Annotated in this window: 16 protein-coding genes; 5 read left to right on the top strand and 11 right to left on the bottom strand. The window is 40.4% G+C overall.

Annotated features, from left to right (window positions below):
* Window positions 1-18: 18 nt before the first annotated feature.
* The 11 genes from FS458_RS04040 to FS458_RS03990 form a co-directional block, all read right to left on the bottom strand.
* Window positions 19-531 (bottom strand): acyltransferase, encoded by a 513-nt coding sequence (locus FS458_RS04040; RefSeq protein WP_144698060.1) that lies wholly within the window; start codon window positions 529-531, stop codon window positions 19-21.
* Window positions 532-1,173 carry a pyrophosphatase PpaX gene (gene ppaX, locus FS458_RS04035; protein ID WP_144698058.1) on the bottom strand — a complete coding sequence of 214 codons (642 nt, stop codon included), beginning with the start codon at window positions 1,171-1,173 and terminating at the stop codon, window positions 532-534. It lies immediately after the preceding gene.
* A complete protein-coding gene (locus FS458_RS04030; RefSeq protein ID WP_144698056.1) occupies window positions 1,148-2,116 on the bottom strand; it encodes a nucleoside recognition domain-containing protein in 969 nt (322 codons plus the stop codon). The genes ppaX and FS458_RS04030 overlap by 26 nt, the downstream gene beginning before the upstream one ends.
* 16 nt (window positions 2,117-2,132) lie before the next feature.
* Entirely contained in the window at window positions 2,133-2,948 is an 816-nt protein-coding gene (gene lgt / locus FS458_RS04025) for a prolipoprotein diacylglyceryl transferase (protein ID WP_144698054.1), read from the bottom strand.
* 22 nt (window positions 2,949-2,970) lie between these two features.
* A complete protein-coding gene (gene hprK, locus FS458_RS04020; protein ID WP_144698052.1) occupies window positions 2,971-3,906 on the bottom strand; it encodes an HPr(Ser) kinase/phosphatase in 936 nt (311 codons plus the stop codon).
* Between the two features lie 75 nt (window positions 3,907-3,981).
* Entirely contained in the window at window positions 3,982-4,488 is a 507-nt protein-coding gene (locus FS458_RS04015) for a GNAT family N-acetyltransferase (protein ID WP_144698050.1), read from the bottom strand.
* Between the two features lie 73 nt (window positions 4,489-4,561).
* Entirely contained in the window at window positions 4,562-5,062 is a 501-nt protein-coding gene (locus FS458_RS04010) for a cytoplasmic protein (RefSeq protein ID WP_144698048.1), read from the bottom strand.
* A gap of 837 nt (window positions 5,063-5,899) precedes the next feature.
* Window positions 5,900-6,271 carry a phage holin family protein gene (locus FS458_RS04005; RefSeq protein ID WP_144698046.1) on the bottom strand — a complete coding sequence of 124 codons (372 nt, stop codon included), beginning with the start codon at window positions 6,269-6,271 and terminating at the stop codon, window positions 5,900-5,902.
* Between the two features lies 1 nt (window position 6,272).
* Window positions 6,273-6,461: a PspC domain-containing protein gene (locus FS458_RS04000; protein WP_066397692.1), complete on the bottom strand. Its 189-nt coding sequence runs from the start codon at window positions 6,459-6,461 to the stop codon at window positions 6,273-6,275.
* A gap of 14 nt (window positions 6,462-6,475) precedes the next feature.
* Window positions 6,476-7,555, bottom strand: a complete 1,080-nt coding sequence (locus FS458_RS03995) for a DUF4097 family beta strand repeat-containing protein (RefSeq protein ID WP_144698044.1) — start codon at window positions 7,553-7,555, stop codon at window positions 6,476-6,478.
* Window positions 7,556-7,646: 91 nt separating this feature from the next.
* Window positions 7,647-7,949, bottom strand: a complete 303-nt coding sequence (locus FS458_RS03990) for a DUF4870 domain-containing protein (protein ID WP_144698042.1) — start codon at window positions 7,947-7,949, stop codon at window positions 7,647-7,649.
* Window positions 7,950-8,123: 174 nt separating this feature from the next.
* Here FS458_RS03990 and FS458_RS03985 point away from each other — a divergent pair, with 174 nt between their 5' ends.
* The 5 genes from FS458_RS03985 to FS458_RS03965 all read left to right on the top strand — a co-directional run bounded on the left by FS458_RS03985 (window position 8,124) and on the right by FS458_RS03965 (window position 11,841).
* Window positions 8,124-8,324 (top strand): hypothetical protein, encoded by a 201-nt coding sequence (locus FS458_RS03985; protein ID WP_144698040.1) that lies wholly within the window; start codon window positions 8,124-8,126, stop codon window positions 8,322-8,324.
* 104 nt (window positions 8,325-8,428) lie between these two features.
* Entirely contained in the window at window positions 8,429-8,632 is a 204-nt protein-coding gene (locus tag FS458_RS03980; RefSeq protein ID WP_144698038.1) for a hypothetical protein, read from the top strand.
* A gap of 228 nt (window positions 8,633-8,860) precedes the next feature.
* On the top strand, window positions 8,861-9,376 hold the full coding sequence (locus tag FS458_RS03975) for a chemotaxis protein CheW (protein WP_186320437.1): 516 nt from the start codon (window positions 8,861-8,863) through the stop codon (window positions 9,374-9,376).
* Complete coding sequence (locus tag FS458_RS03970; protein ID WP_144698034.1) at window positions 9,354-11,054, top strand: methyl-accepting chemotaxis protein; 1,701 nt, start codon at window positions 9,354-9,356, stop codon at window positions 11,052-11,054. Before FS458_RS03975 ends, FS458_RS03970 begins: the two co-directional genes overlap by 23 nt.
* Before the next feature lie 109 nt (window positions 11,055-11,163).
* Window positions 11,164-11,841, top strand: a complete 678-nt coding sequence (locus FS458_RS03965; protein WP_144698032.1) for a response regulator transcription factor — start codon at window positions 11,164-11,166, stop codon at window positions 11,839-11,841.
* Window positions 11,842-11,871: the final 30 nt, after the last annotated feature.

Genomic DNA, 11,871 nt, shown 5'->3' with positions numbered 1-11,871 from the left:
GGAACTTACGACAAATTTCTAGCTTTCCATTTCCCTCTTAGATCGTTCTTCTTTCGTGTAGATGACCTGCATCGGATTACCACCAACGAAAGATCCTTCTGGGACATTTTTGTGGACGAGCGTTCCAGCTGATACGATCGCACCGTGACCGATCGTAACGCCTGGGAGGATCGTAGAGTTCGCACCGATCATCACTTCATCGCCCACGATTACGTCACCCAAACGGTATTCTTTTATTAAATATTCATGAGCTAATATCGTTGTATTATAGCCGATCACACAGTTCTTCCCTACTGATATGCGTTCTGGATACATGATGTCTGGCATGACCATCAACGCGAATGCTGTTCCCTCACCGACCTTCATCTTCAAAAAGGTACGATAGATCCAATTTTTTATCGGTAGGAATGGTGTGTATCTTGCCACTTGTATCGCAATGAAATTCTTTACCACTTTCCAGAACGGAACGGTGTCATACACCTGGTACAACGAGTTTCTTCCTTTTACCGGATAACGCTCAGTATTTCGCAATTATCTCTCTCCTAAAACATCCAGCAAATCCGTCATTTCATTTAGCATGAAGTCTGGATTAAACTGCTGCAAATAATCGTTGCCACGGATCGTCCAAGCTACACCAGCCGTTTGTGTGCCAGCATTCTGCCCTGCGAGAATATCGTACTTGCTGTCGCCTACCATGATCGCTTGATCTGGGGTCGATCCAAGCAAGGCTAGCGCTTTTTGAACAGGCTCTGGATCTGGCTTCGCGTTTTTCACGTCATCCAGCGTAACAACCGTTTGAAAGAACTTATCAAGACCAACAAGGCGTAAGCCCATCTCGACTGTATTTCTCATTTTTGTAGTTACGATGCCCAGTTTATAGCCCTTTTTATACAATTCTTCTACCGTTTCAAAAACTCCTTCAAACTCTGTAACAAGTTCATCATGATGTGAGATGTTATGTTCACGGTATGTTTGAACTAAGTCTGATACTTTTTCTTTATCGAACTGCTCCATCGTCTCAACGAGCGGCATCCCCATAAACGGCAAGACACTCTCACGATTGTATTGCTCTGGAAAATGCTTATCCAATGTGTATAGAAAAGAAGCGATGATCAGTTCGTTCGTATTGATTAATGTTCCGTCAAGATCAAATAGTATGGTGTTGCGTTTCATGTTGTCGTTCCTTTCTTGTTAAACGATTTTTCCGTTCAAGCTTGTTCCATACGTATGCTACTAATACGGTAAGAACGATTGCTGTCACTACTCGAATGATCAACAGCGGCAGAACCGGAATTCCTAATGGTACAAAAACAAGTGTATCCTCAACAACAGCATGGCAGCTTACGAGAAAGATAAAAGCTAGATACAGATCTTTCTTTGAGACGCCATCCTCTTTTGCAGCCTGCATCATCACACCTGCTCCATATGCAAGACCGATCGTAAGACCAGCTGCCATCGTCATGGACGTATTCTCTTTCATTCCAAGAAGTTTCATAGCTGGTGCCATCCAGTTCGAAAACTTGTTCAGCCATCCTTTGTCCTTCATAAATTGCATGATGATCATGAGCGGTATGACGATAAGTGCGAGTTGCAGAATACCGAGTGACGCTTTTTCTAACGCGGTTAGCGTGATCTCTCCCCAGCCGTTCGGAGCTGCTTCGGGCTTTGAGATAAAACCATACTGTGCTTTTTCTGTTCCGCCATCCCATAAAAGATTAATCATAAATGCAGAAAAGAGTGCCAAGCCAATTCTAACAAGTAGAATTACCCATAATTTGATGCCCACACTCGCTGCTACACCAGATTCAATAAATAGGTTGTGAGAAAAAGAAAGCATAACAGCGAGAATAAACACATCTTGCACCGTTAAAGAATCGAGAGTAAGAATCCCCCCGATTCCGGCATATAGATTCAGAAAGTTACCAAGAACGAGCGGGATCGCCGCTTCACCCGGAAGACCGATCCATTTCATGGCTGGTGCTAAAACAGCTATCAGCCAATCTAACACCGGTGTGTGACTCAACAACGTGATGAGTAAAGTGACAGGAAAAATGATCTTCCCTAGCGTCCAAGTGGTTTTCAAGCCTGCAAGTGTGCCTTTTTTTAACGTTTCCACTTTTCATTCGCCTCCTTTAACTTTCTAGATATCGCTGTTTAGCCAATCCTGCTTTTCTTCTATAGATCCAGATGATCACCGCTGATGCAATCCAGACCAAACTGACGACTTGTGCAATGCGAAGAGAAGTTCCCCAAACGATCAAGCTGTCCGTACGAAGACCTTCTACAAAGAAACGTCCGATCGAATACCAGATGATATATGTTAAGAACAATTCACCTCTGTGAAGGTTAACACGGCGCAAATAAAGCAAGACGATAACACCTATGAAACTCCAAAGTGATTCATAGAGAAAAGTTGGGTGATAATAAGTGCCGTCAATATACATCTGATTGATAATAAAGTCGGGCAGCATAAGTGATTCTAAAAAGTTTCGTGTCACTTCCCCGCCATGAGCTTCTTGGTTCATGAAGTTGCCCCAGCGTCCGATCGCCTGACCGAGCAAGATGCTAGGTGCTGCGATATCAACAAGTTTCCAGAATGAGATCTTCTTTACTCTTGAAAAAACGAGTGCCGTTAAGAACGAACCGATCAATGCACCATGAATCGCGATTCCGCCTTCCCATACAGCAAGAATCTTACTTGGATGGTCTTTATAAAAATCCCATTCAAACGCTACATAATAAAGCCTTGCACATAAGATGGCCACTGGCACTGCGATCATTACTACATCAACGAACGTATCCTTAGCAAGCCCGCGTCTCTCTGATTCTCTTACCGCAAGCCAAAGGCCAAGCATCGCACCAAACCCAATAATAAGTCCGTACCAATAGATCGTGAGCGGCCCTAACTCGAGTGCTACACGATTTAGAGGTTGAATCGTTTCTTCCACAGTCTACACTTCCTTCTCATTCTTATAGGTCTTCTTCATCTCCAGCTTCAATTACATCAGTCAAACGGTCTGAGAATTGTTGTGCGGCATTCATGCCCATTCTCTTCAAACGGAAGTTCATCGCTGCGACTTCAATAATGACTGCTAAGTTTCGTCCAGGACGAACAGGAATCGTTAAGATCGGTATTTCCGTATCAATGATCTTTGTTGTCTCTTCTTCTAAACCTAAGCGGTCATAGACTTTTTTAGAATCCCAAGCTTCAAGATTCATAACGATTGAGATCTTTTTATAGTTGCGGATGGCTCCAGCACCGAACAACGTCATCACGTTGATGATGCCAAGACCTCGAATCTCAAGAAGATGCTGTATGAGTTCAGGTGCGCTGCCGATAAGCGTATCTTCATCTTCCTGTCTGATCTCAACCGAATCATCCGCTACTAACCGGTGCCCTCGTTTTACGAGTTCAAGCGCGGTCTCACTTTTACCAACACCGGAGTTACCAGTGATCAAAACACCGATCCCATATATATCTACTAAAACACCATGTTTAGCAGTCGTTGGCGCTAAACGACTCTCTAAATAATTCGTGATACGACTGGATAAACGCGTTGTTGTAACGGGTGAACGCATGATCGGCACTCCGCTTTTATGAGAAGCTTTCAGCAGTTCTTTAGGAACTTCGATGTCTCTAGAAACGATGATTCCTGGTGTCTCATCCGTGCAAAGTGCTGTTAATCGCTCCATGCGTGTATCAGGATCGAGCTCTGAAATAAACGAAAGCTCTGTTTTCCCAAGAAGCTGTAGTCGCTCACCTGGATAAAAGGTAAAATAACCAGCCATCTCTAGACCTGGCCGTGAGATGTCGCTCGTTCGAATCGTGCGGTGAATCCCTTCTTCCCCGCTAACAAGCTCTAGATGGAATTTCTTTATGAGTTCATGAATATGTACCTTAGCCATTGGGTCCTCCTCGACATTTTTCAATGATTCTATTGTATCACTTCAACCACGGATTAACCAAAGACTACTATGAGCTTATTTCTCACTTTCCTCCCAACTGTAAACATCAACAGGTATCGTATTAAACGTTGTTTCTTTTTGGAGGGTCATCCCTAATCGAGAAGCAACAGAAATAGACTTATTATTTTTCCGCTGAATCAAGCAGATCAGACGTGTGATTCCTAATTCCTGAACAGCGTAACTTTTGAAGTGAACCGCAGCCTCTGTTGCGTAGCCGCTTCCCCAATATTCCTTCGCCAACCAATAGCCGATCTCGAATTCTTTCTTCCCATCGATCGTTTGCTGCACAATACCTGCGTGACCGATCGGAACTAGACTTTCCCTGTGCTCGACCAAAAACAATCCTCTGCCCTCACGATATCCAGGAAGAAGCCATTCTTCAAAGCTTTTCCTAGCTTCTTCTTCTGAACGAGTTACCCCTTTCCCGATGAATCGAACGACATCAGGATCTGCCCATAATGATGCAAAAAACGAAAAATCCTCAGTCGTATACGGTCGGAATTTCAATCTTTCTGTTTGCAAGAACTTCAGCTCCTTCTAAATAAAAATGCCGTTTGATCGAGTTCGAAGCAAACGGCTGAAATGATTATTGTTCTTATTTTACATCTATAAAAATTTTATCATGAACGGAAAGCTTTTGACTTGGTTTTGTTAAACAATCGTTTAACAGAATCTTGCCTGTTTTTATGTTTTGAGCGATCTCTGTTCTGCTCCACCCTTCAAGGCGATCTGCAAGTGTACGATCAATCCGAAAACTCCCGTTAACTGATGTTATCTTTATTTCGCATGAAGAATCCCCTCTCTTCAAGGAGGTAATCTTCTTACCGGGCTCTATCTCTATAAATGTTGTAGGAACGATCGATTGGGGATCGACATGCTCTGTGAACGATTTATAAATGTTGAGTTTTTTGTTCCAAGAATGATTTTTCTGACATTTATAAATCGCAAACTGATAGATGTTCTTTCCGTTTGCGTTGTGTCTCTGTATGGTCGTATCTGTAAAAGTGGTAACTTTCCCGCACATTTTGCACTGTTTTTTTACCGTGTCCGCTCTCATTTGTTGATTGAGTGCTAAAGCAAATTGTTGTATCTCCATTTTTTCTTCACCTCTAAAATGTAGTAGTGAAGAAATACAACTTCTATTTGATTTCTTGCAGAACGTAAAAAAGCTCCCCTAATACAAGGAGAGCTTTGAACGCAATGTTACCCGTTATAACGGACTGCAGTTCGCTGTATTTCCTCTGTAATGGGTTGGAGACAGACTTCTCCCGAGGTCAGAAACACGTTGTTTCTTAACGGTTGAGAAGCGATCTAAATTGTTTTCCATTACAGATTAAATGTTGGCATACAGGTCACTTGTAGTCCTTTCTTTCAAACAGAATACCTTAATATTACTATAAAGTATAAATTTTGGAAACCAAATAATAACTGGATGAGGGGATTTCCGCTCCAGGGTACATGCTTTCCGCGGGGCCGGCGGTGAGCCCCCTGCCGCATCGCGCCTTTAGTGGTCTCACCTGTCTTCAACAGTGGCTAGCCCCTCGAGATCAAAAGTTAAATGGTCAGAAGGCAAAGAGCGCCTTCCTGGCCCATTAATGTAACGCAATTATCACCACTGCCAATTAAAAAAGAAAAACCGGTGAGAATCCACCGGTTTTCCAAGCTTTGCATAAAAGATGTTTTTTCAACGCTCTTTTCTAAAAGATTGTTGCTTTGAACTCCTTGTCACCTTTGACAATTGATTGTAGTGGAAGGCACGAGACTCCTACGGGACAGGCGGGCAGGTGAGACACTTAAGAGTGAAACGTACGAATGTGGCTCACCGCCTGCCCCGTGGAAAGCGAGCAGCCTGGAACGGAAATCAACACTTTCAAAAGCAACTAAGTTTATGAAAACAACCTTTTCAAAAATTTCTTTTGATCGAACTGCTACTTTAGTTTCTTTTCCGCTTCTTTCTTAAAGGCTCCAAAACAAAATTCGTCAGGAACATATTTAGAAGTGAAATGATGACTGCAGCGAGTAATGCCATACCGAATCCATCAATGTTAAACGAGCTACCCATCAATTCTGCCGTTAACGATAATAGTGCTGCGTTAATGACGATTAAAAATAATCCTAAAGAGAAAATCGTCACAGGTAATGTCAACAGGACCAGGACCGGCTTTAGAAAAACGTTAAACAGTGATAACAAAACGCTAGCTAGTAAAGCAGCACTGATGTTTTCAATATGAAAAGCATCAAAGTAACCGGCTACTACCATTAGCGCAATCGTATTAATCAATAAAGAAGCTAACCAGCTCATCATTTTATACGCCGTCCTCTGGCATGACAGCTAGTGCGATAATATAAGCTAAACCAACTGGAAAAACCGCTGTAAACAGAGCAAGCGCTACTGTTCCTAATCTTACAACCGTAGGATCAACATTCATATACTCAGCAATTCCACCGCAAACTCCTGAAATTTTAGCATCGTTCGATCTTTTAAGTTTTTTCATGATGTAAGTCACCTCTATTTCGCTTTTAACACCACAACAGAGCCTGTTTTCGCCTCCGCCTCCAATTTAAAAGACGGAAAGCTCTTACCTCCGTTCGCAATAAAAGAAAGAAACTTTCGAGTCACTTCTTTCTTTTCTTCTCGGACCTCAACAGATTCAAAATCACAAACAAATCCGCCGACGATTGTTTTAAGAACGGCATCAAGCTCTACTGTTTCTGGGAATTCTGTTTCTATTTTTCCCGTCACCGTCTTAAAAGATGCATACCCTTCAACCGCTGAAGCAAAACAGCAGTAGATTGAACCATTTATCGTTTCTGACCGGACTTGTGAAGCATCTACAGAAAGGCGTACAGGTCCGTTCATCGTTTCTGCTTCTACGTCTTTAAACTGACAATCGTTAAGTGTTAATGAGCCATTAGCAGCGGATGCTTTAACGTTCTCCCCCGTACAGTGGTTCATCGCAATCGCTCCTACAGTCGTTTTGACTGTCAGTGTTTTTGCATGAGATTCACTTATTTTTACAGGTCCGTTAAACGTTGTAATCTTTATCTCATCATAAGCTTCTCTTGGAATAGAGATTACGGCGTTTACCTTTTGATGCTTATTTCTAGAATAGAAGCGCATCTTTGTGGCATCACAATCATAGAACGTTTCATTTCTAAATTTCGTTTTCGCCGAAGATCCTTCTGGCACTTTATAAACATGAGCATCGCACTCTACTTGCACGTCTTTTCGATCCCATGGAACGACCGTTACTGAACCGTTGTATACTTCAACGTCCATCGCCTGAAACATGACATGACTATCTTGAAAGACATAGTGAACAGGTTCAGAAGGTCCGAAATTCAAGTCAAAATCAACCGTCTTAATACGCTTTACAACACGGTCAAAAAACTTTGCCACTTTATAACCGGAAGTCGGCAGCTTAACAGCGGTAGCACCATTCACAGCTTTCTTTTTAAGGTTGAGAGAACCGATCGAGCTCAGCTGCAGCTTCTTCTTATCATTAAGGGCATACAAAAGTTTCTCCGCTTCTTCAACAGAGATCTTACCTTCGTTCAGCATGTTTAAAATCATTTTGCGTTCTTCCATACATTGACGCCTCCTTTTTGGGGTTCCGTCACCGGCGTCGGCTGATTCTAAGATGACTGAGACTTTCCGGTATTACTTGTACAAAATTAGTTTATGAAACAATTACCTTTATTCCTTTAACAATATTCCAGATCATCACAATTAATGTCAGCGTTCCAAAAATGAGTGCACTTATAATAATAGCGACTAGATGATATTGCGTTTCAAAAATGATAATAATACCTAATGGAACAGCGATAATGGGCAATAGATGGGACAAAAATGATCTTTTTGCGTGCTCCATCACTTCAGGCTCATCGGAGATTAAATATACAGCGATCGGGAATAAAAAAGGTGCGAAAAACAGACTAAAATAACATAGTGCAGAAATAGCTTTTTTTGAGCCTTCCTTCATGAAACAAGACCTCCTGCTTTAATAAAACCATAACAAACGGGACTGCAAGCAAAAGGCATGTGCCTTTTTTACTTCGACCCCTTTAAACAATCTTCCTTTATCTCTATAGCCATTCGACATAACTTCTAAAATTCCGTATCATAATGACAAAAACACCCAAGGGAGCAACCACCATTGAAACAGATTCGAACATTAAAAATTCTTTTTATAGTATTAGCTATACTGATGATCAATAGCATTATATTCGGCGTTATGACTGAAGATGCTAGGGAACTTACCATAAGTGATCGGATTCTCGCTGGCCTGTTCGGGTCATTCATCGTAATTGTGATCAACTATGTACTCTATAAGCTTCTTTCTAAGATATGGAAATAAAAACACTTATCTATTTTATACGAAAATTGTCGTTTTGAGGAGTTTTTGTTTAAGAAAACTATGAAAAAGGAATGGATATATAACTAAGACAGGAGTGATTTATTATGGCTGATGTGAAAAAGAAGCAAAAAGGCAAAATTGACAATCCTGAACAATACAAAACAGATCAACAAAGCTTGTTTGATAAATTTGAGAGTGAGCAAAACGTTGATCCCATTCCGATGGAAGATCTTAAGCAAGAAAAGCGTGAAGAGAAGGACAAAAAAGGTACAAAAAATTCTTCTTCTTCAGAGGAAAAATATAAATAGAAATTATATTCAAATGCACCTTTTCTTAAAAAGTGAAGGTGCATTTTTTTTGCTTTCTCCCTTCACCAATTTATAGCATAAAAGTCCTATTTCAATTAGTTAAATCCTACCTTTCCTATATATTTAATTAATAAATGTTTTAAATAGACGATATTTAAATTGTAGTATAAAAGTCTGATAATGGCATGCTCACTTTTTACTGCAAATATAGAAAAAAGGGTGATGAATTTGAAAGATGCTTTCGATGAGTTTAAAGCTGTTGCGTTTAAAATCGGCAGTGAGGAATTCGCATTTCATGTAGAGCAAGTATTATCAATTGAGAAAACACAGCGAGTTACCGTCGTACCAGCTATGCCAAAGCATGTTCTGGGTGTTATTAACCTACGTGGCACAATAACTCCGGTTATTAACCTAACCACCCTCTTATATTCAGATTCAGAATTAATTCCTCACGAATATTCATTACAAAGGTACATTGTTGTCAAATTCGAAGAAAAGCCATTTGCTTTAATAGTCGATGAAGCAACTGATGTGCTAGATATCCCCCATGATTCTATTCAAACAAACACCATCAATGACAAAAACATCCCTTCCTACCTTTCAGGCATATCCAAGCTAGAGGACAGACTAATAACAATAATCAATGTAGACCAACTGTTGATTTCTGAAGCTTCTGCTTTAAAACACGAAACAATCAATCATTCAATAGGGAGTGAAGAAAATGAAATTCAACATTCGCGCTAAACTAATCAGTAGTTTTTTAGTCATACTAAGCCTCTTAATCGCAATCAGTGTTGTAGCATTCATTAAAATGGATGGAATGGGAAAAAAAGCAGAAGAAATTAACAAAGTTTGGACACCGAGCCTTGTTTATCTTGGAGGGATGAATGGAAATATTTCAGATATTCAACGGATTCTTCTTAAACTTATCCTCACTGATGAAAAATCTGAAATTGAACGGCTAACAGGTAGAATAGATGAGACGGTCCTAGAAATGAATGAAAGAAGCGGAAAGTATGCCCCCCTTATTGATAGCAATAAAGAGCAAGAGGTATATGACGCTTTTTTAGCAGATATAAACGCCTACATAGAGGGTATTCCAGCAGTTTTACAAGCTAAAAGTGAAAATAACATTGCTCTTGCAAACAAACTTCAGTTAGAAATGCATACAGGATGGACTTCAGCTGATGACCACCTTAGATCATTGATTGAAATCAATGAAAAAGGTGCGACATTGGCCGCTGATACTTCTGTTGATCTGTTTAAAGACGGTGCTAGGTTTGTTACTTTGTTCTCTGTCATTGCGGTACTTCTTGGGTTAGTAGTGGCACTCTATATGTCTCATTTAATTTCAAAACCACTTCTTCTACTCTCTCAACAAGCTGGATTGATCTCAAACGGTGATTTAACGGGTAAATCCATTTCAGTAAAGAATAGAGATGAAATTGGTGAACTCGCTCGTTCATTTGAACAGATGAAGAATAATTTAATTCTTCTCATCACCCAGATCAAAGGCAGTTCGCAGATGGTCGCAGCAAGTTCTGAGCAACTATTAGCAAGTGCTGAACAAAATAGTGAAGCTACCCAACAAATCGCTGGAAGCATTCAAGAGATGGCGAGCGGATCTGATAACCAAGTTAAAAATGTTGGGGAGAGTTCACTCGTCATAAGTGAGATGAGTGCTGGGATTCAACAAATCGCAGCAAGTGCACTGAACGTCTCTACTACTTCCCAAGGCTCACTTCAATTGGCATATGAAGGTAATCAATCAATGGACAACATGGTTAAACAAATGGAGACCATCGATCAATCCATAAAGCAAACCGGAAAAGCTATACAGAGCTTGGGAGTAAGATCTTTAGAGATTGATCAAATCGTGGATGTTATAACAAATATTTCTTCTCAAACGAACCTGCTTGCTTTGAATGCTGCAATCGAAGCAGCAAGAGCAGGAGAACATGGTAGAGGATTTGCAGTCGTTGCAGATGAAGTTAGAAAATTAGCTGAACAATCTGCTGCTTCAGCCAATCAAATCAGCCAGTTGATCCACTCCATTCAAGCGGATACGAAGGAAGCCGTACAGTCGATGGAAATCGGAAATAGAGAATTGGTACTTGGAATCTCGCTAGCTCAGTCTTCAGGAGAATCCTTCAGAAGAATCTTATCTTCTATTGAAGATGTCTCTCAACAAGTCAGTGAGATCTCATCTGCATCTGAACAAGTAGCTGTTGGAACAGAGCAAGTTGTAAAATCAATCGATTTTGTTTCCGTGCTTGCCATATCTTCCGCGTCTGGTGCTCAGAATGTTTCGGCTGCAACAGAGGAACAACTCGCATCCATGGAAGAAATCGCATCCTCTGCCAACTCTTTATCAACAATGGCGGAAGAATTACAAGAAGCTACTAGCCAGTTTAAGGTATGACATGAAATAGCCAGTTATAAAATGGGGACTATCGAGCATATCACATCTTTTTATTAAACGTTTCACTCTATTAATAGAAATATATATACCTAGTGAGGTGCCCATAACTATGATTCATATACTAGTAATCGATGATGATACAATCTTTAAAGATTCTCTTCAACATATGCTTCTAAAAGAAATGGATGAGATTTTTATCACATCCATTGAAAGCCATAAACATAATCCACTTTATAAACTAGCAAAAAATATTGATATTGTATTTATTGACTTAGAGATCAAACATTTCAATGTTGTTGAGATGATTCAGCATTTTATGAAGCAAGATGTTAGAGTTGTTCTCTTTGTTCCGAGCATCGATCAACAGGCTTCTTTGCTTTTAGAATGTCTAACATTTAACATTCACGGTGTCCTTCTAAAAAATATGGTTCCGAGTCTCATGATGCACGCGATCTCCCTTATATTTTGCGGCCAAAGATATATGCCACAAGCGATTTCAATCTTGATATGGGAAGAGTACATTCTATTAAAAAAGCCCTTATTACCGCCCCGACCTCAAGAACTCCTAACCGAAAGAGAGTGGGAAGTTCTTGAATTGCTTTCAATCGGTATGAGTAACAGGGAAATTTCTCAATCTATCTTCCTCAGTGAGAACACCATAAAAAATCACGTCGCATCGCTGCTAAAAAAACTAACCGTCAAGGACAGGACTTCAGCAGTAATCAAAGCTTACCAAAATGGTTGGATCAATGGGATTGTTCCTTTCCTCCCAAGTCATCTCTTTTAATAGAAAAAGGAGGGTGAAATATATTCACCC

It is taken from the genome of Fictibacillus phosphorivorans, from assembly GCF_007673525.1.
In the GTDB taxonomy this organism is placed as follows: Bacteria; Bacillota; Bacilli; order Bacillales; family Fictibacillaceae; genus Fictibacillus; species Fictibacillus phosphorivorans_C.
The sequence above is the reverse complement of the archived record's forward strand: the minus strand, read 5'-3'. Positions and strand labels throughout refer to the sequence as shown.